This window comes from Pseudomonas zanjanensis (genome assembly GCF_014268745.2).
Classification (GTDB): Bacteria; Pseudomonadota; Gammaproteobacteria; order Pseudomonadales; family Pseudomonadaceae; genus Aquipseudomonas; species Aquipseudomonas zanjanensis.
Map to the genome: position 1 here is coordinate 392,485 of NZ_JABWRB020000002.1, position 24,352 is coordinate 416,836.

Annotated in this window: 22 protein-coding genes and 1 pseudogene; 7 read left to right on the forward strand and 16 right to left on the reverse strand. The window is 61.7% G+C overall.

What is annotated here, in order from left to right:
* The first annotated feature begins 2 nt into the window (after positions 1–2).
* Both fahA and maiA read left to right on the forward strand, forming a co-directional pair.
* Positions 3–1,301: a fumarylacetoacetase gene (gene fahA / locus HU715_RS17590; RefSeq protein ID WP_186705067.1), complete on the forward strand. Its 1,299-nt coding sequence runs from the start codon at positions 3–5 to the stop codon at positions 1,299–1,301.
* 8 nt (positions 1,302–1,309) lie between these two features.
* Positions 1,310–1,948 carry a maleylacetoacetate isomerase gene (maiA, locus tag HU715_RS17595; protein ID WP_186705068.1) on the forward strand — a complete coding sequence of 213 codons (639 nt, stop codon included), beginning with the start codon at positions 1,310–1,312 and terminating at the stop codon, positions 1,946–1,948.
* Between the two features lie 140 nt (positions 1,949–2,088).
* Here maiA and HU715_RS17600 read toward each other — a convergent pair whose 3' ends face one another.
* Positions 2,089–2,892 carry a SirB1 family protein gene (locus HU715_RS17600; protein WP_186705069.1) on the reverse strand — a complete coding sequence of 268 codons (804 nt, stop codon included), beginning with the start codon at positions 2,890–2,892 and terminating at the stop codon, positions 2,089–2,091.
* Between the two features lie 187 nt (positions 2,893–3,079).
* On the opposite strand from HU715_RS17600, the gene HU715_RS17605 reads away from it, so the two are divergent.
* Positions 3,080–4,099, forward strand: coding sequence for a Glu/Leu/Phe/Val dehydrogenase family protein (locus tag HU715_RS17605; protein WP_186705070.1), 1,020 nt, complete (start codon positions 3,080–3,082; stop codon positions 4,097–4,099).
* Positions 4,100–4,269: 170 nt separating this feature from the next.
* Here the strand turns inward: HU715_RS17605 and glyA are convergent, their stop codons facing one another.
* The 4 genes and pseudogenes from glyA to HU715_RS17625 form a co-directional block, all read right to left on the reverse strand.
* Positions 4,270–5,508: a serine hydroxymethyltransferase gene (gene glyA, locus HU715_RS17610; protein WP_186705071.1), complete on the reverse strand. Its 1,239-nt coding sequence runs from the start codon at positions 5,506–5,508 to the stop codon at positions 4,270–4,272.
* An 11-nt stretch (positions 5,509–5,519) separates the two neighbouring features.
* Positions 5,520–6,773, reverse strand: a complete 1,254-nt coding sequence (thrC, locus tag HU715_RS17615) for a threonine synthase (RefSeq protein WP_186705072.1) — start codon at positions 6,771–6,773, stop codon at positions 5,520–5,522.
* A 142-nt stretch (positions 6,774–6,915) separates the two neighbouring features.
* Positions 6,916–7,530, reverse strand: a pseudogene (locus HU715_RS17620) (NAD(P)/FAD-dependent oxidoreductase); the annotation flags it as partial.
* Entirely contained in the window at positions 7,527–8,732 is a 1,206-nt protein-coding gene (locus HU715_RS17625; protein WP_186705074.1) for a benzoate/H(+) symporter BenE family transporter, read from the reverse strand. The gene HU715_RS17625 and the pseudogene HU715_RS17620, both read right to left, overlap by 4 nt.
* 341 nt (positions 8,733–9,073) lie before the next feature.
* On the opposite strand from HU715_RS17625, the gene HU715_RS17630 reads away from it, so the two are divergent.
* Positions 9,074–10,465 (forward strand): aminotransferase-like domain-containing protein, encoded by a 1,392-nt coding sequence (locus tag HU715_RS17630; RefSeq protein WP_186705075.1) that lies wholly within the window; start codon positions 9,074–9,076, stop codon positions 10,463–10,465.
* 71 nt (positions 10,466–10,536) lie between these two features.
* Here HU715_RS17630 and HU715_RS17635 read toward each other — a convergent pair whose 3' ends face one another.
* Complete coding sequence (locus HU715_RS17635) at positions 10,537–10,797, reverse strand: YebG family protein (protein ID WP_003205410.1); 261 nt, start codon at positions 10,795–10,797, stop codon at positions 10,537–10,539.
* Positions 10,798–11,133: 336 nt separating this feature from the next.
* Between HU715_RS17635 and HU715_RS17640 the strand changes: the two genes are divergently transcribed.
* Positions 11,134–11,634, forward strand: coding sequence for a phosphate-starvation-inducible protein PsiE (locus HU715_RS17640; protein ID WP_053125067.1), 501 nt, complete (start codon positions 11,134–11,136; stop codon positions 11,632–11,634).
* Here HU715_RS17640 and HU715_RS17645 read toward each other — a convergent pair.
* Entirely contained in the window at positions 11,631–11,948 is a 318-nt protein-coding gene (locus HU715_RS17645) for a DUF3509 domain-containing protein (protein ID WP_186705076.1), read from the reverse strand. The genes HU715_RS17640 and HU715_RS17645 overlap by 4 nt on opposite strands.
* 497 nt (positions 11,949–12,445) lie before the next feature.
* On the opposite strand from HU715_RS17645, the gene HU715_RS17650 reads away from it, so the two are divergent.
* Positions 12,446–12,856, forward strand: a complete 411-nt coding sequence (locus HU715_RS17650; RefSeq protein ID WP_053125063.1) for an HPF/RaiA family ribosome-associated protein — start codon at positions 12,446–12,448, stop codon at positions 12,854–12,856.
* A gap of 85 nt (positions 12,857–12,941) precedes the next feature.
* Here the strand turns inward: HU715_RS17650 and fecA are convergent, their stop codons facing one another.
* The 4 genes from fecA to HU715_RS17670 all read right to left on the reverse strand — a co-directional run bounded on the left by fecA (position 12,942) and on the right by HU715_RS17670 (position 17,843).
* Positions 12,942–15,281: a TonB-dependent Fe(3+) dicitrate receptor FecA gene (gene fecA, locus HU715_RS17655; RefSeq protein ID WP_186705077.1), complete on the reverse strand. Its 2,340-nt coding sequence runs from the start codon at positions 15,279–15,281 to the stop codon at positions 12,942–12,944.
* Positions 15,282–15,393: 112 nt separating this feature from the next.
* The gene (locus HU715_RS17660) at positions 15,394–16,353 is read right to left on the reverse strand and encodes a FecR domain-containing protein (protein WP_186705078.1); all 960 of its coding nucleotides are present in this window, start codon (positions 16,351–16,353) and stop codon (positions 15,394–15,396) included.
* Positions 16,350–16,838: a sigma-70 family RNA polymerase sigma factor gene (locus HU715_RS17665; RefSeq protein WP_186705079.1), complete on the reverse strand. Its 489-nt coding sequence runs from the start codon at positions 16,836–16,838 to the stop codon at positions 16,350–16,352. The genes HU715_RS17660 and HU715_RS17665 overlap by 4 nt, the downstream gene beginning before the upstream one ends.
* Before the next feature lie 129 nt (positions 16,839–16,967).
* Positions 16,968–17,843, reverse strand: coding sequence for a helix-turn-helix domain-containing protein (locus HU715_RS17670; RefSeq protein ID WP_186705080.1), 876 nt, complete (start codon positions 17,841–17,843; stop codon positions 16,968–16,970).
* 136 nt (positions 17,844–17,979) lie between these two features.
* On the opposite strand from HU715_RS17670, the gene HU715_RS17675 reads away from it, so the two are divergent.
* A complete protein-coding gene (locus tag HU715_RS17675) occupies positions 17,980–18,882 on the forward strand; it encodes a DMT family transporter (RefSeq protein ID WP_186705081.1) in 903 nt (300 codons plus the stop codon).
* A 156-nt stretch (positions 18,883–19,038) separates the two neighbouring features.
* Here HU715_RS17675 and HU715_RS17680 read toward each other — a convergent pair whose 3' ends face one another.
* From HU715_RS17680 to norR, 5 genes are all read right to left on the reverse strand, one after another.
* Positions 19,039–20,010, reverse strand: coding sequence for a 2-hydroxyacid dehydrogenase (locus HU715_RS17680; protein ID WP_186705082.1), 972 nt, complete (start codon positions 20,008–20,010; stop codon positions 19,039–19,041).
* Positions 20,011–20,239: 229 nt separating this feature from the next.
* Complete coding sequence (locus HU715_RS17685) at positions 20,240–20,989, reverse strand: YkgJ family cysteine cluster protein (RefSeq protein ID WP_186705083.1); 750 nt, start codon at positions 20,987–20,989, stop codon at positions 20,240–20,242.
* Between the two features lie 79 nt (positions 20,990–21,068).
* Positions 21,069–21,398 (reverse strand): hypothetical protein, encoded by a 330-nt coding sequence (locus HU715_RS17690; protein ID WP_186705084.1) that lies wholly within the window; start codon positions 21,396–21,398, stop codon positions 21,069–21,071.
* A gap of 116 nt (positions 21,399–21,514) precedes the next feature.
* Positions 21,515–22,417: a chemotaxis protein CheV gene (locus tag HU715_RS17695; protein WP_030139917.1), complete on the reverse strand. Its 903-nt coding sequence runs from the start codon at positions 22,415–22,417 to the stop codon at positions 21,515–21,517.
* 281 nt (positions 22,418–22,698) lie between these two features.
* Entirely contained in the window at positions 22,699–24,255 is a 1,557-nt protein-coding gene (gene norR / locus HU715_RS17700) for a nitric oxide reductase transcriptional regulator NorR (RefSeq protein ID WP_186705085.1), read from the reverse strand.
* Between the last annotated feature and the right edge of the window lie 97 nt (positions 24,256–24,352).

The following is a 24,352-nucleotide window of genomic DNA, read 5'->3' on the forward strand; positions in this document are numbered from 1 at the left end:
CCATGACTCAACTTTCCCCTGCCCGTAGCTGGGTCGCCAGCGCCAACGGCCACGCCGATTTCCCGTTGCAGAACCTGCCATTGGGTATTTTCAGCGTCGATGGCGGTGCCTTGCGCAGCGGCGTGGCGATTGGCGAGCGGATTTTCGATCTGCAGGCGGCGCTGCACGCGGGCCTGTTTGACGGCGCGGCGCGGCAAGCCGTCGAAGCCATGGCCGACGGCCAATTGAATGAATTTTTCGACCTGGGCCGCAGCGCCCGGGTGGCCCTGCGTGAACGACTGCTGGAACTGTTGCGCGAAGACAGTCCGTTGCGTGGCAAAGTTGAAACGGCGAAGCTGCTGCTCGTCGCCGCCGACTGCCAGATGCACCTGCCCGCCAGGATCAACGACTACACCGACTTCTACGTCGGTATCGAACACGCCCAGAATGTCGGCAAACTGTTCCGCCCCGATAACCCGCTATTGCCCAACTACAAATACGTGCCTATCGGCTACCACGGTCGTGCCTCGACCATTCGCCCGTCCGGCACCGACGTGCGTCGCCCCAAGGGCCAGACCTTGCCGGCCGGCCAGGCCGAACCGACCTTCGGCCCGTGTGCGCGGCTGGACTATGAGCTGGAGCTGGGCATCTGGATCGGCAAGGGCAATGCCCTGGGCGAACCGATCCCCATTGGCGATGCCGCCGAGCACATTGGCGGGTTCTGCCTGCTCAACGACTGGTCGGCCCGGGACATCCAGGCGTGGGAATACCAGCCCCTGGGGCCGTTCCTGTCGAAGAGTTTCCTGACCAGCATTTCGCCGTGGGTGGTGACGGCTGAAGCCTTGGAGCCGTTCCGCCGCCCACAGCCGGCGCGCCCGGAAGGCGATCCGCAACCGCTGCCTTATCTGCTGGACACCCGTGACCAGGCCGGCGGCGCCCTCGACATCGAATTGGAAGTTCTGTTGCTGACCGAGGCTATGGTCGAGCAGAACCTGCCGGCTCAGCGCCTGACGTTGAGCAACACCCAATACATGTACTGGACCGTGGCGCAGATGATCGCGCATCACAGCGTCAACGGCTGCCAGTTGCAGGCCGGCGACCTGTTTGGCTCGGGCACCTTGTCTGGGCCTGAAAACCATCAATTCGGCAGCCTGCTGGAAATCACCGAAGGCGGGAAAAAACCAATCGAACTGGCGTCTGGCGAAGTGCGCCGATTCCTCGAGGACGGTGACGAAATCATCTTGCGCGCCCGTTGCCGCCGCGAAGGTTTCGCCTCCATCGGCTTCGGCGAATGCCGGGGCAAGATCCTGCCGGCGCGTTGAGGGTAGCCATGGAACTCTATACCTACTACCGCTCCACCTCGTCCTACAGGGTGCGCATTGCGTTGGCCCTCAAAGGCCTGGATTACCAGGCCTTGCCCGTCAACCTGATCGCTGCGCCGGGGGGCGAGCATCGCCAGCCGGCCTATCTGGCGATCAACCCCCAGGGGCGGGTGCCGACGCTGCGTACCGATGAGGGCGCGTTGCTGGTGCAATCACCCGCCATCATCGAATACCTGGAGGAGCGTTATCCCCAGGTGCCGCTGCTCAGCGCCGACCTGATTGTGCGTGCCCACGAGCGTGGCGTCGCCGCGCTGATCGGTTGCGACATTCATCCCTTGCACAACGTCAGCGTGCTCAACCAGCTGCGGCAGCGGGGCCACGATGAAACGCAGGTGACGGAGTGGATCGGGCATTGGATCAGCCGGGGATTGGCGGCGGTGGAGCAGTTGATTGGCGACGACGGCTATTGCTTCGGCGCGCTGCCGGGGTTGGCGGATGTGTTCCTGATCCCGCAGCTGTACGCCGCCGAGCGGTTCAATGTTTCCTTGCAAGGGTATCCGCGGATCCGGCGCGTGGCGGCGTTGGCGGCTGGGCATCCGGCGTTCCAGCAGGCGCACCCGGCGAATCAGCCGGATACACCCACTTGATATTGATGTTGGCTGGTCTGCCGCTATCGCGAGCAAGCTCGCTCCCACATTGATCCGGGTGTACGCCGATCAAATGTGGGAGCGGGCTTGCTCGCGAAGACGATTCAACGGTCGACAAAGAGGTGCAGTCTCACGACAACTCAATGCACCACCGAATTCGGCGGCAGATGCCCCAGCCGCTCCGTCAGCCGGATTCGCTGGATCGGATCGTCACTGAGCATCAGCGCATGCTCCAGGTCGAAGCGTTCGGCGTTGGGGCAATCGAGCCGCTGGTACAGGCTGGCGCGGGCCAGGTAGTCGGCGGCGCTGGCGTTGCCCAGTTCCAGCACCCGTTCGGCGTCGATCAGGGCCGCGATGTAGTCGTCGTTCGCCAGATGCAGTTGGCGCAGGTTGCGCGACAGGCGCTGCAGCATCTGCATCGGCTCGGCGTTGACCAAGTGCTCGGCCTTGAGCGACATATTCGCGCCGTATTGGCGTTGCAGCAGTTCCCGGCAGTCGTTGGGGTACAACCGGCGGCCACCGCATGGGTCGAGCAGGTGGTCGGCCCCAGGTACCTTTAACAGGAAATGCCCGGGGAAATTGACACCGACCATCGGAATTTCCAGGCCGCGGGCCAACTCCAGGGCAATCAGCCCGAGGGCCAGGGGCTGCCCGCGTTTGCGCGCCAGGACTTTATCCAACAGCGCCGCTCGCGGCCGCAGCGGTGTGAAGTCGTCCTGGGCGAAACCCAGGTCGTTGAGCCGTCGTAGCAGAGGCTGGCCCAGCTCGCTGACAGGCAGCATCGGCAGGTCATGGCTGACCCGCTGTTGCAGTTCCTTGAATTCCTTCAGCAAGACCGGAACGTTGACGTCGCGATCATGTTCGGCAGCGATCCACAACGCTGCTTCGAACAACGCCGGCGGCGAGCGGTGCAGGCAATCAAAAAAGGCTTGGCGCGGTTTCATCGAACTCTCCGGGCTATGCTCCCGTTTTAGCCCTGCCATGGATTTTCGTCCAGTCTCCAAAAGATGCTGTGACAGGTTATGCCGAAAAAGACTGACCACCCAGGCGACTTATTCCGGCGTGCTCCAGCAATTTTCGACTGCACGCCTATACTGGCGAAACAAACAAAAGTGATTCGGGAGCCTTACGATGTTTGCTCTCATGCAAAGCTCCCGCCTTGAATCGCTGCACCTAAGCGTAGACCCGACGACCGGGTTGAAGGCGGTGATTGCCATTCATTGCAGCCGCCCCGGGCCTGCCCTGGGAGGCTGTCGTTATCTTGCCTACCCCGACGACGAAAGTGCCGTGGCAGACGCCGTGCGCCTGGCCCAAGGCATGAGCTACAAGGCGGCTCTGGCTGGTTTGCCCGTGGGCGGCGGGGTGGCGGTGATCATGCGTCCGGCCCATGTGGAGAGTCGGGCGGCGCTGTTCGAAGCCTTTGGTCGTTGCATCGAGCAATTGGACGGGCGCTATATCACCGCCATCGACAGCGGCACGTCGGTGGCCGACATGGATTGCATCGCCCAGCAGACCCGCCATGTCACCAGTACCACCGCCGCGGGAGACCCTGCGCCCCACGCGGCGATGGGTGTCTTTGCCGGCATCCGTGCCACCGCCATGGCTCGCCTGGGCAGCGATAACCTCGAAAGCCTGCGGGTGGCGATCCAGGGCCTGGGCAATGTCGGTTATGCCCTGGCCGAACAGCTGCATGCGGCGGGGGCCGAATTGCTGGTCAGCGACATCGACCCTGGCAAGGTGCAACTGGCCATGGAGCAACTGGGCGCCCATCCGATCGCCAACGACGCGCTGCTCAGCACACCCTGCGACATCCTCGCCCCTTGCGGCCTGGGCGGGGTCCTCAACAGCCAAAGCGTGGCGCAACTGCGCTGCTCGGCCGTTGCCGGCTCAGCCCACAATCAGTTGAGCAACCTGCAGGTGGCCGATCAGTTGGAAAGACGCGGGATTCTCTATGCGCCGGACTATGTGATCAACTCCGGCGGGCTGATCTACGTCGCCCTCAAGCATCGTGGTGAAGAGCTGCCGACGATCACCGCGCACCTGTCGAAAATCGGTGCAAGGCTTACGGAAGTCTTTGCGCATGCCCAGGCGGAAAAGCGCTCACCGGCCCGGGTGGCCGATGAACTGGCGGAGCGCCTGTTGTACCGCTGAAAATCAAAAAGGAAATCATTGGTAGCAGTGAAGCAGTGAAGCAACCTATCTGTGGGAGCAAAGCTTGCTCGCGATGCAGGCGCCGCGACTGTTCAGGCTAACCGAGTCATCTTCATCGCGAGCAAGCTTTGCTCCCACAGATAAATTTCCTTACCACAGTTTTTCCGCAATTACCTCAACAGGTAAACCGGAAAGCATTCACACAAATGCATCACTCGGCGCCGGGTGTTATCCAGGCGTGCGGCGTTGTTCGGCTGTTCCAGCAGGTCGGCTATCAGGTTCGCCACTTCGGCACATTCCGCTTCACCAAAACCGCGTGTGGTCAGGGCAGGGGTGCCGATGCGAATGCCGCTGGTGATCGCCGGTTTCTGCGGGTCATTGGGGATCGCGTTTTTGTTCAGGGTGATATGGGCGCTTTCCAGCAGCGCCTCGGCGTCTTTGCCGGTGATGTTCATCGAGCGCAGGTCGAGCAGGAACATGTGGCAGTCGGTACCGCCGGACACCACCCGCAAGCCACGCCGGGTCAGGACGTCGGCCATGACCCGGGCGTTGTCGACCACCCGCTGCTGGTAATGCTTGAACCCGTCGCCCAGGGCTTCGTTGAAAGCCACGGCCTTGGCGGCGATGACGTGCATCAGCGGGCCGCCCTGGTACACCGGGAAAATCGTCTTGTCGAGCAGGGCGGCGTATTGCGCCTTGGCCAGGATCAGGCCGCCGCGGGGGCCGCGCAACGTCTTGTGGGTAGTCGAAGTGATGAAGTCGGCGATGCCCACCGGCGAGGGGTACACGCCGGCGGCGATCAACCCGGCGTAGTGCGCCATGTCCACCATCAGGTAGGCGCCGATTTCATCGCAGACCTTGCGAAAGCGCTGGAAATCAATGGTCCGCGAATAGGCCGAGGCTCCGGCAATGATCATCTTTGGCCGGTGTTCCCGGGCCAGGGCTTCCATTTCTTCGTAGTCGAGGGTTTCGGTTTCCGCGTCCAGGCCATAGGAAAAGGCCCGGTAGATTTTGCCGGAAAAATTCACCGAGGCGCCGTGGGTCAGGTGGCCGCCGTGGGCCAGTGACATGCCCAGGATCGTGTCGCCGGGTTCCAGCACCGCCAGGAAAACCGCCTGGTTGGCCTGGGAGCCGGAATGCGGCTGCACGTTGACGTATTCGCAGTTGAACAATTTGCGCGCACGCTCGATGGCCAGGTTCTCGATTTCATCGACGACCTTGCAGCCGCCGTAGTAACGCTTGCCCGGATAGCCTTCGGCGTACTTGTTGGTGAGCACGGAGCCCTGGGCCTGGAGCACTTCTTCGCTGACGTAGTTCTCCGAAGCGATCAGTTCCAGGTGGGTTTCCTGGCGGTTGCGCTCGCGGTCGATCAGGCGGGCAACGGCGGGATCGAAATTTTGCAGACTCATGGTGTGATTCCTTAGATAAACGCTTCGGCCAGCGGCGCAGTCATGGGGTGCGGCAACAGCCGCGGCTGACTTTTGGACGAATCGGACAGAAAAATGGAGGTGTCTTTCAAACCGCTGCCGGTGATCAGGATCACGGCGGTTTGCGGGGTGTCGGGGTGTGTTTCTGCGTACTTGAGCAGGCCGGCGAAGGCACTGGCGGCGCCGGCTTCCGGAAACACGCCGGTGCTGGCGGCCAATCGAGAGGCGGCGGCGACAATGCTTGGGTCGCTGACGCAGATGAACTCGCCGCCACTGGCCGTTACCGCGCGCATGGCCTTGAGGCGATCACGCGGCAGCGCCACGTTGATGCTGCTGGCCAGGCTGGTGGGCGGCAGGCGTTCGGTTTGTCGCATCGAGCGGTCGTAGCGCCAGGCGCGATACATGAAGTTGCTGTGCTCGGCCTGAACGCCGATCAGGCGCGGAATGCGTTCGATCCAACCCAGTTGCAGCAGGTCGAAAAAGCCTTTGTAGACCGAGCCCAGGATGCAGCCATTGCCGACGGGCACGAACACCAGGTCCGGCACCTGCCAGTTGAGCTGTTCGCACATCTCGAAGGCGACGGTTTTCTTGCCTTCGCTCATGTACGAGTTGATCCCGGTGGTGCGGTTGTACCAGCCGTGTTTTTCGCAGGCGTCGAGGCATTGTTCGAAGGCTTCGTCGTATTGCCCGTCGACCAGCACGATCTCGGCGCCATAGCCCTGCATCTGCGCGAGCTTTTCCCGGGGCGCGCTCTTGGGCAGGTAAATGACGTTGTGCAAGCCCAGGCTGGCGCTCATCCCGGCCAATGCCGAAGCCGCATTGCCGGTGCTGGCCACCGCCACGGTGCGCGCACCGGATTGCATGGCGTGGGCCACCGCCAGCGCGCTGGCGCGATCCTTCAATGACCCGGTCGGTTGCCGCGATTCGTCTTTTACGTAGACTTTGATCCGGGCACCCTTGCCGAGCAATTCCGGGCGCGAGTACAGCGGCGTATTGCCCACCAGTAACGGTGGAATGAACTGCGTCGAGCTCAACGGCATCAAGCGGTCATAGCGCCACATGCCACGGGCGTGGTCATGGGCCAGGCTGTCCCGGGACCATTCGCGCTTGAGTGTGGGGTAGTCGTAAAGCGCATCCAGGGCACCATCGATTTGGCAATGAGGACAGTAGTAGCTGACCTCATGGAGCTGGTAGCTTCGATCGCAAGCCAGGCACTGCAATACATACGCTCTGTACGAATTTTTCATGGTCACCCTCTGAAAGTACGCTGTGCTGGTGCTTTCCTTGCCAACGTCGGTCCGGCGCACCGGACCGACGGGCACTCCGCTGGCAGCAGGTGTTTCAGATCACCATGATGGCGTCGATGGCGACCAGGGTATTGCGGGCCAGCGCACTGGCGCCGGCGGCGTTGACCACGATGGCGCTTTGCAGCTGCTGGCCGTCCCGGATGTGCAAGCGCCAATGCCCGTCGCGATATTCGCCACGCAGCACTTCGGTCTCGCGCTTGACCACGCCACCGCGGGCACGCAACCCGCTGAGGTAGGCACCGTGAATGCCGTGCACATCCAGGTCGAAGGCGCTGGGCTCGTAGATCCCGGCACTCCAGGTGCCTTCGGCGAGGTAGGGGACCAGTTCCTGTACTTGCTTGTCGTCGAGCAACTCGGCCGTAGGCACTTGGCCCGATACGGCGCTGAAACGCGCTTTGAGTTTGTCCACCCGTGCCGCCTGGGCCACGATCAATGCGCCCCGTGGCGCCCAGAGTGGATGCTCGGCCAGACCTTCGGGCGGATTCTCGAAAAAGCGCCGGGACGCGCAGGTCAGCGAACGGATCTGCTGGTTGCCGTAGCTTTCCATCGAGATCGCGGCCGAACGCCCCGTGGTGTGGTAGGCCAGTTGTTGTTCCTGTTCGAGCAGGCAGACGCTGCCATGGGCCGCCAGTTCATAAGCGACTGAGACGCCGGCGATGCCGCCACCGACCGCGATGAAGTCGTAACGAGCAGTCATGGTCGGCTGCCCTCGGCGATAACGGCGGCTTTGCTTTCCCGGGTGTAGGTCAGCACGAAATGCGCCACGAGACCAAAGATCAGCCCCCAGAACGCGGCGGCCAAGCCGAGGAAACTCATGCCCGAAGCGGTGACCAGAAAGGTGATCAGCGCGGCTTCCCGTTGCTTCTCATCCGCCATGGCGCCGGTCAGCCCGGCACTGATCGCGCCAAACAGGGCGAGGCCGGCGAGGGAGGCGATCAATTCTTTCGGCAGGGCGGAAAACACCGAGGCCAGGGTCGCGCCGAAAGTGCCCATCAGGATGTAGAACACCCCGCAGGCAATCCCGGCGATGTAGCGTTTGTCGCGGTCCTCGTGGGCTTCGCGGCCGGTGCAGATCGCGGCGGTAATGGCCGCCAGGTTAAGACCGTGGGACCCGAACGGGGCCATCAGGGCCGAGCCAATCGCGGTGACCGAAATGATCGAGCGCGCCGGCGTGTTATAGCCCGAGGTGCGCAATACGGCCATGCCGGGCACGTACTGGCCGGTCAAGGTCACCAGCGCCAATGGCAGGCCGATGTTGATGATCGCGTGCCAGCTCCATTCAGGCGCGATGAAGACCGGGTGAGCCACGGCGATGGTGATCGAGGTGCTGTTGAGTTCACCGAACGAGGCGGCCACCGCGCAGCCGATGATCAGCACCGACAGGATGGTGTAGCGTGGCGAGAATCGCTTGAAGACCAGGTACGCCGCGATCATTGCCAGCACCATCGCCGGCTGCAGCTTGATCGACGTGAACAGCTCGGCGCCGAAGCGGAACAGAATGCCGGCGAGCATGGCGGCGGCAATGGCCTTGGGCAGGCGACTCATCAACTTGTCGAACGCCCCGGACAAACCGACCACGGCGATGATCACCGACGCCACCACATAGGCACCGATGGCCTGGGGCAGGGTCACGGTGGGCAGCATTGACACCAGCAGCGCCGCCCCCGGTGTGGACCATGCGGTGATGACCGGGACACGCAGGCGCCAGCTCAAGAGGAGGCCGGTAATCCCGCTGCCGATGGAAATGGCCCAGATCCACGAAGACACCACGTCGTTGGGCAGGTGCGCTTCCTTGGCTGCCTGGAACACGATGATGAGCGGGCCGGCGTAGGAAATGATCACGGCGATGAAGCCCGCGATGACCGCTGACAGGGATAGATCCTTTCTGAATGTGTCCATGATGTCTCGACTTGGCGCGGCAGGAGCGCGCAGTGGGGGATTGAGTCGATTGCTTCGATTCGCAATCAGTGTATTTGAATGGATTGAGTTGATTCAATAGGGGGCGGGATTGTTACGAGATATTTTTCTGATATCACGGGGCTATTTTGCAATTTATTGCAGATAATTGATTGATTTATATAGATATTATTTGTTGTAAAATTTCTTTAATTCACGCTGATAAACAATTCAATAATCGCATCAATCGACTCAATGGATCGAGTGCGTCGAATTATTAGTTGCCTAACCTCCATGTGATATGCTCGGATATTCATCATTTCTACGATGGGCAGTGATCATTCATGTGGGTTCCCCAGCTAAGCGAGTTCAGCCAGCCGATGTATCTGTCGATTGCCGATGCGTTGGCGCGCGATATCAACAACGGCGTACTGAACGAGGGTGATCGCCTGCCGACCTTGCGAGAGCTGGCCACCACCTTGAATGTCACGCCAGGTACCATCAGTCGGGCGTACAGCGAAGCCCATCGGCGTCGGCTGGTGCAGGGGGAAGTGGGACGTGGCACTTATGTGCTCAACCAGAAGCAGCTGGAGCTGCCGGCCAGTAACAGCGCGTCCGCGCCGCTGAACCTGGGGCAGTCCGAACTGCTCGACCTTTCGATCATCAAGCCCTATAGCGAGACGCTGGAGTACTGGTTGCGCGGCGCGCTGGTGGGCATGGCCAAAAGCACCGATTTCGCCCGCGCGCTCGATTACGCGCCGGACGGCGGCCACCCGGCCCATCGCGAGGCGGGGGCGCAATGGTTGCGTCATTCATTGCCCGACGCGCAATGGCAGCAAGTGGTGATTACCGCCGGGGCCCAGCATGGCTTGATGGTCGCGATGAGCGCCCTGACCAACGCTGGCGACCTGGTGCTCTGCGAGGCGCTGTGCTACCCGGGCATCATTTCCCTGGCCCACGGTCTTGAGCGTCGCCTGCGTGGCGTGCCGATGGATGACGAAGGCATCATTCCCGAAGCCTTGCGCGAGCTGTGCCTGCGGGAGAAGCCGGCGATGCTGGTCTGCGTGGCGACCTGCCAGAACCCGACGGCGGCGATCATGTCGCAGAAACGTCGGGCCCAGATTGCCGCGCTGGCCGAGGAATTCGACTTCATCATCCTGGACGATGACATCTACGGCTTCCTGGCCACCGATCCGTCGATCAAACCCCTGTCGGCCTTTGCGCCGGATCGCTCGGTTTACCTGACCAGCCTGTCGAAATCGGTCATGCCGGCGCTGCGCATTGGTTACATCTACAGTCCGCCGAAATTGCTCTCGCGCCTGACGTCGATGGTGCGCAGCAGTGTGTGGATGCCGTCGCCGTTGACTGCGCAACTGGCCAGCAACGTGATTACCGAAGGCCTGGACAAGAAATTGATCCGCATCCAGCGCAACGAGGCGGCGGGGCGGCAAGCGATCGCTCGGGAAATCTTCGCCAATTTCGAGCTCAAGACCCAGCCGTATTCCTATCACGTCTGGTTGACGCTGCCCGAGCCGTGGACGAGCGACGAGTTCACCATGCTCGCCCGGGCCAACGGCGTATTGGTGCTCAGTGGCACCCAGTTCCAGGCTGAGCGTTCAGGCACCACCCGGTGCGTGCGGCTGGTGCTGATGTCGCCCACCAGCCAGGACGAACTGCGCTTCGCCCTGACCAAATTGGCCAGCCTGATCGATTCAGATCCGCGTCGTTATTACTAAAAAGATCGCAGCCTTCGGCAGCTCCTACACGGTGTTCCACGTAGGGCTGCCGAAGGCTGCGATCTTTTTGGTTATTCGTCCGACGGGTTGAGCAGTTCGGACAAGGCGTCCGGCTGGCTCTTGAATGCCTTGGCGAACACATCGCGATTTTTCGCCATGTAGATCCCGGCTTCCTCGACCTGCTGCTCGCTTAGCGATGGAACGGCTTTTTGCAACACTTCGGCCAGCAATTCGGCGAGTTCCAGCATTTTGTCATGACGGTCAGCTTCGGCTTTATCCATGAACAAGCGCTCCAGATCTCGGCTGCTGCGGTATACCACTTCGACGGCCATTCACCACCTCACATGCCTTCACATTGGTTTGTCTTTGCGACTACTGTATTTATATACAGGCAAAAGAATAAGCGAATCCTCTTGCTTTGGATAGTGGCTTTTTAATGTAGACCGATTTCGGCATGTGAGCGCCAAGATGATGTGGACAAAGCTTGGGTAGGAGCAAGCCTTGTGGGAGCAAAGCTTGCTCGCGATCAGGCCGCATGAAGCTTCCAAAGTGCCGCATACCAGCCTATCGCCATCTCACCCTCACTCGCTGGCCTTTTTTCTGCATGCAGAACAACCGTCACGTCCAACCCGCATCATCCGGTCGAACCGACCTAAGGAAACTACATCGTGAAAATCAACTGGGCCGAGAACCTGCGCCAGAACGTCCATCAGCTGGCCGAGTCCCTGGGAAACCTCTTCGTCGAGACCTTCCACTACCTGGCGCTGTTCGCCATCGGTGCGGTGACCGCGTGGGCGGCGGTGATGGAGTTCTTGCAGATGCTCGAGGCGGGGCACATCAAGATCGATGACATCCTGCTGCTGTTCATCTACCTGGAATTGGGGGCGATGGTCGGGATCTACTTCAAGACCAACCACATGCCGGTGCGATTCCTGATCTACGTGGCGATTACCGCGCTGACGCGGCTGCTGATTTCCAACGTTTCCCACCACAGCCCGCCCGACCTGGGGATCATCTATTTGTGCGGTGGCATCTTGCTGCTGGCGTTTTCGATCCTGGTGGTGCGCTACGCTTCGTCGCAGTTCCCCTCGGTGAAAATCGAGCACCCGCACCGCAAGGTTGGCGCGGGTTCCAGCGAGCATGCCGAAGTGGAGAAAGGCGAAATCTAGATCCCGGCGGCCGAGGGCGCCGGCCCCTGTGCATGCGGCGGTGGCAGCTTGATGTTGTCACCGCCGGTCATGGCTTCGAGGATGGCCACGGCGCTGTGGCCCTGCTCGATGGCGATGCCGAACTGAATGCTTTGCACCAGGCGTTTGAGCCGCTCCGGGTCGTTGCGCTGCTGGGCGCTGATCATGCGTTTGGCGACGATGCGCCCGCTCTTGGACAGGGTCAGCATGATGCTGCCATCCAGTCCCTGGATACTCAGGTTGATTTGATAATGCGGCGCAAAAGCGTCGGTAATGAGCTGAAAAGGGTTGTCCATGATGCGTCACCGCCTGATTGAACGTGCAGTTGTTGACCGGCCGTGATCGGGATTAGTTCGCAATACCGGACCATCGGCCATTCCATGATCGTGTTCATCTGAAGGTTCCTGGGGCCAGGCAGGCTTCAAAATCAAAGATCGCAGCCTGCGGCAGCTCCTACAGGGAGTTAGCAAGGTGCATGCCGGAAAAAACGTCGGACAATGATCCCGGTGCCCAAGCGCCAAACGCTCTGGAATGCGGCTGCCCGTTTCGGGGCAATAACGTGCGGATGTTCGTTGACGGTGCAGGCGTGGAGGTGATTTGCAGCGGGTAGGCAGGGCGGGGCAACTCCCGACATTAACAGCGCTTTTGCCCGTTGTCCGGCTTTATTTGCATATGAATATTTATCTTTTTTTAGGGCTTGAATTGTTCTTCCGCCAGCCCGACTCTGTATTCAAGGGGCCGCTGCGCTAACGTCGACGGCCCCCGGCGAGCTAGCTGAAATAAGGGATGAACTATGCAAATCCAAGTCAACAGCGATAACCATATTCAAAGCAGCATCCGACTGGAGGAGTGGGTACGTACTACCATCGAAAGCACGCTCGAACGTTACGAAGAAGACCTGACACGGGTCGAGGTTCATTTGCGCGATGAGAACGGCGACAAGCCCGGCCCTCATGACCTGCGTTGCCAGCTTGAAGCACGGCCAAAGGGCCATCAGCCGATTTCCGTGACCCACAAGGCCGATTCGCTGGAACTGGCGATCGAAGGTGCAGCCACCAAACTTGAAAGTGCACTGGAGCATTTGTTCGGCAAACTGCGCGGCAAGCGCGCCGCCACCAAAGGTCCGACCGACTCGATTGCCCTGGCTGATGCCATGCTGGAAGAAGAATTCCTGGAGAACGAGCGGGCCGCACTCAACGGCTAAGCACGATCACTTAAAAATACTCACCGAACAAACGGGCCTGCAATCGCAGGCCCGTTTCGTTTCAGCTATCCACCGCGACCCCGAGTCAGAACGCCACGGACGTCTGCACATACAGCGTGCGCGGCTCTCCCACGTACTTGCCCCGGTTGTTGTCATCGAACGAACGGGTGAAGTACTGGGTATTGAAGATGTTCTTCACGCCTACCGCCACGTTCAGGTCCGACAGTTGCGGGCCGAAATCATAGGCGGCGCGGCTGCTGAACAGCATGTAGCCGGGGATATTGCCGGTACTGCCGTCGGCGCTTTCATTACGGGTATTGGCGTTATCGGCAAACTGCGCGCTCTGGTAGGTGCTGTCCAGGTTCAACTTCCAAGGCCCGTCCGTATAACCCACGCCTAGCGTACCTTTGTGCTTCGAAGAGAAGGGCACGCGGTTGCCTTTGTTTGGTCCGTCCTCACGAATGGTGGCATCGACAAAGGCATACGTGGCATATACATCAAAACCGGCCAGCGCCGGGCTCAGGTCGTCGAGGGCGTAGTTGATGCTGGTTTCGATGCCCTGGTGGCGGGTCTCGCCTCGGGCGATCACCGAGTCGTTGGTCTGGTTGCTTTCATACTGGTTGTCGAAGTTGATCAGGAACGCGCCGATCTCTGCCCGCAGGTTGCCATTGTCATAGCGGGTGCCCAGTTCCCAGGTGCGGGCTTTTTCCGGTTTTACTTCGCCGCTGCTGACACGGTTGGGCATCTGGCTGTACTGCACGCTGCCGAACGAACCTTCGGTATTGGCATACAGATTCCACTCATCGGTCAGATGATAGAGCACGTTCAGTGCCGGCAAGGCCGTGTTGTAGTCACCCTTGTATTTCACATTCGTCAGGTTGTTGGTCTGCTGAGATTCGATCATTTCGTAGCGAACGCCAGGGGTGATGGTCCATTTGCCGATGTCGATCCGGTCATCGATGAAAAACGCGTTGGCCTCGGTGCCGCCACGCGTATCCCGGTCGTTGCGGCTGGCGGTGGTTGGCAATTCGTTGCTGGCGATGGGCGTGCGATAACGCAGTTCATGGCCGGCCTCGTTGATGTAGCGGTAGCCGACGCCGACCTCATGGCTGGTCGGGCCGAGGTCGAAACCTTGGGCGAAACGGGTTTCCAGGCCGCGCACCCAATATTCGCGAGGCGACAGGGACAGGAAGCTGCCCTGGTCCAGGTAGCCGCTGCGCAAGGTCTTGGTGAAGAACGTGCTGGCGGTGAATTCCCGGCGGTCCTGTTGGTAGCGGTAGCCGACGTTGACCAGGGTGCGACGACCCCAGAAACGGTCGTTCGGCCGGGTGGACTGGTACGGGTCGGCGTCGTAGTCGGCCACATTCAGGCCGCCGGGCATGTCGGCTTCGCCTTCGTAATACTGGGCCATGGCATTGAAGCTGTTGGCGTCGTCCAGCTGGTAGTTGCCCTTGAGGATCAGATCGTCGATTTGTGTGTCGCTGTGCTCGCGCCAGTCGCCGCCACGGGTGCCGGAATACAGCAGGGCGCCGCCCAGGCCGTTGTCGGCGGTGCCGCCAGCCAGCAGATTGGAGGAGGTCTTGAAGCCGTCGTGACTGGAGGACGGGCTCGTCTCGGTCTGGAAGCCGCCCTTCACCGTGGGGGCATCGGGAATCGCTCGCGTCACGAAGTTGACCACGCCGCCGACGTTCTGCGGGCCGTAGCGCACTGCGCCGCCGCCACGCACGACGTCCACCGCGTCCATGTTGCCCATGCTGACCGGCGCGAACGAGAGCTGCGGTTGGCCGTAAGGTGCGAACGGCACCGGGATGCCGTCCATCAACACCGTAGAACGTGAGGCCAGGCGCGGATTGAGCCCGCGAATACCAAAGTTCAGCGCCATGTCATGGCTGCCGGTGCCGTTGTTTTCCGGTGCGTTGACGCCGGGGATGCGATTGAGGACGTCCCTGGCCTGGGTCGCGCCCTGGCGTTCGAATTCCTCACGACGGATGACATCCCGGGCACCAGGGTGTTCGAAAACGTTGGCTTGCGCGGCATCGCCGAGCCAGTCACCGACCACGGTGGTGGTGCCGATGTCCAGCGCAGTGCTGGTGGCCGGTTGCAGGCTGAAGGCGTTGTTTCCCTCGGGCCGGGCTTGCAGGCCGGTGCCTTCGAGCAGCGCGTTCAGCCCTTGTTCCGGGCTGTAGCTGCCTTCCAGGCCACGACTCTGCAGGCCTGCGGTTGTCTGCGAGCCAAAGGAAATCAACACCCCGGCCTCGCGCCCGAACTGATTGAGGGCATTTTCCAATGATGACGGCGCGATGTGATAGGCCTTGGCCTCGGCAGCCTGCACGCAAGGCAGAGTAACGAAACTCAAGCTGGCCCCCAGGAGCAGGTGGCGCAGGGTACGGGCGAGCGGGGTGAGACGGGTGGATTGCTGCGGCATGGATGAGGATCCCGAGAAGGTTGTATCGAAGTGCTTTCCTTCTCTGTCACCCGAGACGGGAAAAACGGCTCACTGGTGCATCACTTTTTTTTCAGGGAGGGCGGCCATTGGTTCACGCGCGAGCCTCGACCGTGACCCAATAGCGGGTGAAACGACGCACTTTTACCGGCAGGCTGACCTCCAGCAGGTCGAGGATTCGATCGCTGTTGTCCAGCGGATAGGTTCCGGAGATCAGAAGGTTGGCGACTGCCTCGTCGCAGTGCAGTTGGCCGCGTCGGTAACGGCCGAGTTCGTCGAGGAAGTCCACGAGGCGCATATGCGCGGCTATCAGCATGCCTTCCGTCCAAGCGCCGCTGTTGGCGTCCAGCGCCGTGGAGGGCCCGGCACCGTTGACGCCAAGGCTCAGTTGTCGTGCTGTCGCCAGTGACAAGGCCGGACCGTGTCGGCTATGAATGTCCACCTGGCCTTCAAACGCCGTCACCTGGGTGTGTTCCGGATATTCGCGGACGTTGAACCGGGCGTCGCGGCTTTCCAGCAGGCCGTAGGCCGTCACGACTTGCAGGGGCCTCGGGTCCCGGGCGACGGTCAGCAACAGTTCCCCTTCCAGCAGGCGGATCAAGCGGCGTTGAGCGTCGAAGCGAACGTCTACCGCGCTGCCAGTGTTGAGCTGCAACTGACTGCCGTCATCCAGCGTCAGGCGTCGCCGCTCGCCCACCGGGCTGCGAAAATCGGCCATCAATGGCGGCAGCAGTTGGCGCTCACGCAGGCCCCAGGTCAACGCCGAGCCGGCGCCAAGCACCAGCAGCATCTTCAGTGCCCGACGTCGCGCCGCGGACTTCGGTGCATTGAGGGCCGCATGGGCCAGCGGAGGTGACACGCTGCGCAGTCGCTGATTGACCCGCTGGATATGCTCCCAGGCACGGCGATGTTCGCCGTGGGCATCGAGCCAGTGTTCCCAGGCTTGCTGCTGGCGGGTATCGAGTGGGCCTTGCTGCATTTCCAGCAGCCAGTGCACGGCCTGCTCGGCGACTTGCGCGCTGACGCCCGGTGCGCCGTTGATCGGTGGGGTCATAAGGCAAAGTAGCAGCGCATCGCTGCCTTGTTCAGGTGACGCTTGACCGTCGCCAGGGAAATCCCCAATTCACGGGCGATTTCGTTGTAGGTCAGGCCATCGACCTGGGCCAGCAGGAACGCCTGCTTGACCGCGCGCGGCAACCCATCGAGCAGTTGGTCCAGTTCCATCAGGGTTTGCAGGATGATTGCCCGGTCTTCCTCCGAGGGTGCCACGTGCTCCGGCAGTTGGGCGAGGGCATCGAGGTAGGCGCACTCAAGGTCTTGGCGGCGGTAATGGTTGAACAAGACGCGCTTGGCAATGGTGGTGAGAAACGCACGGGGTTCCAGGACCGGCTGCGGATCGCGCGCAGTCAGGACGCGCATGAACGTGTCCTGGGCCAGGTCGGCGGCACTGTCGGGGCAGCCGAGTTTTCTTCGCAACCAGCCGTTGAGCCAACGGTGATGGGCGTTGTAGAGCACTTCGACGGTGTGTGCAGGCGGCAACGAGGAACATCCCGACAGCGCTTAGCTGTGCTAGAGAACAAGAATTGTTCGCATTGTAGGGGCGCAATGGTGGCTACGGCAATCGGGACGAGTGCCTGGTTGTTTCATTTGGCCGGGGCACGCGGGTGCTTAGCGCAAGAATGCCTGTCGATACTCTCCGGGGCTTGCGCCCAAGGCCTGGCGAAAACGGTGGGTGAAATGACTGGCGCTGGCAAACCCGCAGGCCAGCGCCACGTCGCCCAACGGCTGGGACGTGCTGCGCAACAATTGCCGCGCGCGGGCCAGCCGCCGGGCCAGTACATATTGATGGGGTGGCAGCCCGAAACTTTCGCGGAACATCCGCGCAAAGTGATATTCGGACAACGCACACAGCGCCGCCAATTGCCCGAGGCTGATGGCCTCGGCCAGATGGCTGTCGACGTAATCCACCAGCAACCGTCGCTGGTGAGCCGCCAGGCCGCCCTTGAGGCGAAGCCCCTGGCGCTGGCCGACCTGGCTGAGCAACAGGTGGTTGAGCAGGTCATGGGCCAGGCTGGTCGTCAGCAGGCGTTCGCCGGGTTCGTCCCAGTTCAGTGCGATCAACTGGCGAAAGCGCTGGGCCTGTTGCGGGTCGTCGAGGAACGTTTCCTCGTGCAGTTGCACTTGCCGGGGTTCGCGGTCCAGCAGGGTGATGCAGCCAAGGGCGAATTGCTCCGCGCTGAAATATAGGTGGGCGAGGCGGATGTCGCCATTGATGACCCAGGCGGACTCATGCCCGGCCGGCAAGATGCAAAGTTTGTCCGGTGCGCCTGTGGTATCGGGCCGTTCACGACGAAACGTGCCGGTGCCCCCCGCGATGTAGCACGACAGCGTATGGTGCGTCGGCGCCTCGTAGTCCCGGGCGTCGTGGTGATTGGTCCACAAAGCGGCCGCCATGCCGTCTCCGAGCTCGGCACTGTGCTCCAGGCGAGCGTTGGGCGAGCTGTTGAGGGCTTGGAAGACTTGTAGGGTCTGCAGTGTGGACATGATCGGTTCTCCAACGTTTGCATCCTACTCCGTAGACCGTTCCCTGCCAGCCCATCGCTCATAAAAACCGCAAGATTACGCAAGCGACGGGCAAGCATCGGCGTGACACTGGGGGTCATTGCCAGGAGTCACCGTCATGAACCTCTCGTTGTACCTGCTCACCGTGCTCATCTGGGGCACCACCTGGATCGCCCTGAAACTGCAGTTGGGTGTCGTCGCCATCCCGGTGTCGATCGTTTATCGCTTTGGCCTCGCGGCATTGATCCTGTTTGCCATGCTCTTGCTCAGCCGGCGCTTGCAGGTGATGAACCGGCGCGGCCACTTGATTTGCGTTGCCCAGGGCCTGTGCCTGTTCTGCATCAATTTCATGTGCTTCCTGACCGCCAGCCAGTGGATCCCCAGTGGTTTGGTCGCCGTGGTGTTTTCCACCGCCACGCTCTGGAACGCCCTCAATGCCCGGGTTTTCTTCGGTCAACGGATTGCCCGTAACGTATTGCTGGGCGGCGCCTTGGGGCTGTTCGGGCTGGCGTTGTTGTTCTGGCCGGAGCTGGCCGGTCACAGCGCGAGCCCGCAAACGGTGCTCGGCTTGGCGCTGGCGCTGCTGGGGACGTTGTGTTTTTCAGCGGGCAACATGCTTTCGAGCCTGCAACAGAAGGCCGGCCTCAAGCCGTTGACGACCAACGCCTGGGGCATGGCTTACGGGGCGGCGATGTTGTCGGTGTGGTGTCTGTTCCAAGGCATTCCGTTCGATATGGAATGGAATGCACGTTACGTCGGCTCGCTGCTGTATCTGGTGATCCCGGGTTCGGTCATCGGCTTTACCGCCTACTTGACGCTAGTGGGGCGCATGGGGCCGGAGCGGGCGGCGTATTGCACCGTGCTGTTCCCGGTGGTGGCGTTGAACGTCTCGGCGTTTGTCGAGGGCTACCAGTGGACGGCGCCGGCATTGGTGGGGTTGGTGCTGGTGATGCTGGGGAACGTGCTGGTGTTTCGCAAGCCCCGGCCAGTAGCCGTGAAAGTCGCGCTGGGTGCCCGCTGAGCGATTGCGTCTGGCGATAGATCTGTGGCGAGGGAGCTTGCTCCCGCTGGGTTGCGAAGCGACCCCAAGGTGTATCTGCCGCCACGGTGCATCAGATAAACCGCAAGGGGCTGCTGCGCAGCCCAGCGGGAGCAAGCTCCCTCGCCACAGTGTGTTTTATTTCCAGACTTGTGGGTTGACCAGGTTCTTCGGTCGCTCGCCCAGCAAGGCACTGCGCAAGTTATCCACAGCAAGGTTGGCCATGGCCTCACGGGTCTCGTGGGTGGCGGAGCCGATATGGGGCAGGGTCACGGCGTTCTTCAGCTGGAACAGCGGCGATTCAGCCAGCGGTTCTTTCTCGTAGACATCCAGCCCGGCACCGCGGATGCGACCGTTCTGCAAGGCTTCGATCAGCGCTGGCTCATCCACCACCGGGCCACGGGAAATGTTGACCAGGATGGCGCTTGGCTTCATCAGCCCCAGTTCACGCTGGCCGATCAAATGGCGGGTCTTCTCGCTCAATGGCACCACGAGGCAGACGAAATCGGCTTCGGCCAGCAACTGGTCCAGTTCGCGAAATTGTGCGCCCAATTGGTTTTCCAGCTCGGTCTTGCGGCTGTTGCCGCTGTACAGGATCGGCATGTTGAACCCCAACCGGCCACGCCGGGCAATGGCTGCGCCGATGTTGCCCATGCCGACGATGCCCAAGGTCTTGCCATGCACGTCGCTGCCGAACAGTTGCGGACCGACGGTCGCTTGCCATTGCCCGGCCTTGGTCCAGGCGTCCAGTTCGGCCACGCGCCGGGCGCTGCTCATCAGCAGGGCGAAGGCCAGGTCGGCGGTGCTTTCGGTGAGCACGTCGGGGGTGTTGGTGAGCATGATCCCGCGCTCATTGAAGTAGGCCAGGTCGTAGTTGTCGTAGCCCACCGACACGCTGGAGACCACTTGCAGGTTCGTGGCGTTCTGCAATTGCTCGCGGCCGAGCTTGCGACCGACACCAATCAGCCCATGGACGTGGGGCAAGGCGTCGTTGAACTGCGCGTTGATGTCGCCGTTCGACGGATTGGGGACGATCACCTCGAAGTCCTGGCGCAGGCGCTCGATCATGGGAGGTGTGATACGGCTGAAGGCAAGTACGGTTTTTTTCATCGTGCAAGGCTCATCTGCAGGGAATACCAAGCACGCTAACATTCCTGGCGCGGGTTAGGCGAGAGGGGAGTTTGATTGGGATATCGCAAACTCCACCTGTGGGAGCGGGCTTGCTCGCGAAGGCGTCGGGTCAGTTTGCATTGATGTTGAATGCCAGACCGCTTTCGCGAGCAAGCCCGCTCCCACATTTGATCTGTGGTGGGCTGTGATTTTGTAACTTCTGATAATCCTAGGCAGCCCGCAGGGAAATGAAGGCGTAGTTGACCGGTGCCTCGGTGACCACGCTTGCGCCACTGGCCGTCACTTGGCTGGCAACGTCCTCGCCGGACAGGTGGAACTGCCATTCACCCGCTTCGGGGTCCAACGGCTGCGAGCGGGCCTGATCAATCGCGATGGCGAACGCGGCCATGTTCGGCAGGTAGGCCGTGAATCCGTCGCCCTTCAACGCCGTTGTGTGGATGCCCAGGGACACGCAGATGCGCGCCTTGATCGCGATCTCTTCACGATCGGCCTGGCGTGAACGTTCGATCAACCGAGCCAGCTCCTGGTCCACCAACTCACCGCCGATGATCAACTGCGGCCCCGTTTCCCACGATTCTGGCGGGCAGTCCTTGGCGGCGGTATTGAGCGGGATGTGCGGGTTGATTTCCATGGGGTAGATGCGGCAAACCAAAGGCCTGCGCTCATAGATGCGGCACAGGTTGTCGGCGTCCAGATTATGGCAAGGGCCTGGGTTATAAGCGGCGAAGGTAATTGCCACGAGCACCTCGCTCGTGCCGCTGCGGACCACTGCCGAACGGCGTTCGGCATGTTCGCGCTGCGCCACCGGAAGGCCGAGGCCATTGGGCAGGAAGGCCTCGACCAGTACAATCACCTGGCCGCCGTCATTCGCCCACATCCTGGCTTCGTCGAGCGTCAGGGGAACGTGATGACCGGTGCAGCATTTACCGCACCCTACGCAGGAAAACGTTGTGTTCATTGATCGACCGAAGGCAATAGGCTGAAAGCGGCGACAGAAAAACGCCGCGATAAGCCGTGCGAAGCAAGTTATGCGCCATTCATTGAGGGGCTTCGGCCGGGCGGATCGAGTCCCACTCGGTGACGAAGGCGGTCTTGGTTTTTTTGCGATAGAGGCACAGCTCGGTGCCCGTCGCGCCGTTCATGTGCTTCTGTGGGTATTGGCCTTGCAGTAACAGCGCCGTATAGCCTACCCGGTCATCAAATTGCGCGGCGGTACCGACAGGTTCGGGATCTTTCAGACCGCTGGCCTTGAGGCAACTGGCGAGCACTTTTTTGTCGTAGGCGACCCACGCGTCGGGGCTGGAAGCCTGAGCCTGAAAGGCGATGGCGGCAGTGAGGCCGAGGAGCATCAGTGCAGGGGGTTTCATCGACAATGTCCTTGTTCGGGGGAACGAGGACAGGAGTATGCATGAGGTCGGGGCAGGGGTCAGAGGCCGCGACGATCGCAGCCTCCTTGAACTTGGCCCGCATCGACGCGGGGGGCTCAGCGACCTTGTTCGGCGACGGCCTTGGCCGCGGTGATCAGGCACTTGGTCAATTCGGGCGACGAAAATTTGGTAAGCACCCCGTTTGCGCCGGCCAATCGCGCTTTCTCACTGTTCATGGCGCTGTCCAGCGAGGTGTGCAGCAACACGTAGAGGTGGGCGAAATCCGGCGTCTCGCGCAGGGTCCGGGTGAGGGCGTAGCCGTCCATTTCCGACATTTCAATATCGGAGACGATCAGGTTGATCTCCTGCGCCGTGCCCTGCAACTCCAGCAGACAATCGATGGCTTCCTTGGCGCTGCGGGCGGTATGGCATTGCAGGCCCAGGTTGCGCAGGGTGTGCACCGATTGCTGCAAGGCGACCTGACTGTCATCGACCACCAGGATCCGGGCGTTGCCCAGGACTTCGGCGTCTTCCATGCTCAATTCGGTCGGCGCGGTTTCGATCTGCGCCGGCGCGATGCCGTGGATGACCTTTTCGATATCCAATACTTGTACCAGCGTGCCGTCCACCGAGGTCACGCCAGTGATGAATGCGCGCACGCCGCCGGAGCCGTAGGGCGGCGGTTTGATGTCGGTGGTCAGGCAATGCACGATCTTGCTGACCGCCTGCACATGCAGGCCCTGCTTGGAACGGCTGACGTCGGTGACGATCAGGCAGCCGCCGTCCGGGTCTTCCAGCGGCCGCTCGCCAATGGCGCGGCTCAGGTCGATCACCGACAGCGAGGTCCCGCGCAGGGTGGCGATGCCTTTGACGTGGGGATGGGACTCCGGCAGCTTGGTCAACGGTGGGCAGGGAATGATTTCACTGACCTTGAGCAGGTTGATAGCCATCAGCTTGCCGCTGCGCAAGGTAAACAGCAGAAGCGAAAGTGAATCTGCGCGGGCTTTGTTGGAAGACATAAAAACCTTCTGTGGAAAAAGGTGGGGCGAGCATGAAGGTCGCCAGAACAGCTTGTGATATTGGGTTATCGACTTGTCGGGGGCAGGCTTTAGGGTGAAAGCCTGTCGATCGCATGGATCGTTGTAACAAGATCCTTGTGCGGGATAGCTTTTGTGGCGAGGGAGCTTGCTCCCGCTCGGCCGCGCAGCGGTCGTAAGATTCGAAACCGCGCTGCGGTTGATGGGCCTGCTTCGCAGCCCAGCGGGAGCAAGCTCCCTCGCCACAAAAGCACCTCCAACCACTATTTCAGGCCAAGCCGTTTGGCCATCCGCCCCAGGTTCGCTCGGTCCAGCCCCAGCTCCCGGGCGGCGCTGGCCCAGTTGTGCTGGTGACGCTCCAGGCAGGCGGCGATCAGATTGCGTTGGAACGCGTCCACCGCTTCGCGCAAATCCCCCGTCACGCCTGGTGCGACCGGTGCCGGGTTGGGGGATGACGGTTCGGCGTTATCCACAGGGGCGTGGGGCAAATCCAGGTCCTGGGCGCTGAGGCTGAGGATTTTCGGGCGCGCCGGGTAGCGACCCAAGGCCTTCAGGGCGCTACGGCCGATCAGGTGTTCCAGTTCGCGCACGTTGCCCGGCCAGTCGTAGGCCAGCAATGCGGCCTGGGCGTCGCTGGTCAGGCGCAGGCTGCCCAGGCCCATGCGCGAACGATTCTGTTCGAGGAAGAAGCCGCTGAGCAGCAGCACGTCCCGCCCACGCTCACGCAGCGCCGGCACCTGCAAGGGATACACGCTCAAGCGATGATAGAAGTCGGCCCGGTAACGGCCGTTGCGCACTTCTTCGGCGAGGTCGCGATTGGTGGCGGCGATCAGGCGAACATCGACCCGGTGCTCCTTGTCCGAACCCAGGCGCTGCAGTTGGCCGCTTTGCAACACCCGCAGCAACTTGGCCTGGACAGTCAGGGACAGCTCACCCACCTCGTCGAGGAACAAGGTGCCGCCGTCGGCCAGTTCAAACTTGCCGCGGCGGTCGTTCGTGGCCCCAGTGAAGGCGCCCCGGACATGGCCGAAGAGTTCGCTTTCCACCAGCGTATCCGGCAGGGCGGCGCAGTTGAGGCTGACCAGTGGCTGGCCGGCGCGTTTCGACGCGGCGTGGATGGCCTGGGCGACCAGTTCCTTGCCCACACCGGTTTCGCCGGTGATCAATACCGTCAGGTCGCTGCCGCCCACCAGCGTGATCTCTTCCACCAGGCGCTTGTGGGCCTTGCTCTGGCCGACCATGTCGCGGTGTTGCTGGCCGCTGGCCTGGCGATAGACCTCGGCGCGGCGATGTTCGTCCTCGGCTTTCAAGGCCAGGCGCTCGATGCGCTCGGCGGCGCTGACCGTGGCGGCGGCGAGGCTGGCGAAGGCTTGCAGGGCACTGAGGTCGATGGGTTCGAAGCGCTCCGGGTCCAGCGAATCCAAGGTCAGCAGGCCCCAGGGGCGCTCGTCGATGAACAGTGGGCAACCCATGCAGTCATGAACTTCCAGATGCTTGGCCAGCCCCTCGACCAGCCCGTCGTAGGGATCGGGCAGGTCACTGTCAGCGGCGAAGCGGGTGGGGTGCGGGTTGGCCAGCAGCGCTTCGAAGCGCGGGTGTTCGCTGACCCGGAATCGCCGGCCCAGTGTATCGGTACTCAAGCCATCCACGGCGAGCGGCACCAGGCAATCTCCGTCCAGGCGCAACAACGCCGCCGCATCGCAGGGCAGCAGGGCGCGCAGGGTGCCGAGCAGGCGCCGATAACGTTCACCTTCAGGCAGTTCACGGGACAGGTCGGCCACCAGCGGCAGCAGGGAGGTCAGCAGGGCGGTTGCGGTCATAATGACTCCGTGTAGTCGAAACGACTATAAGGTGAGCCGTGTCGATATGACTACATTGTTTTTAACTTGTTGATATTAAAGATAAAAAAATATGGCA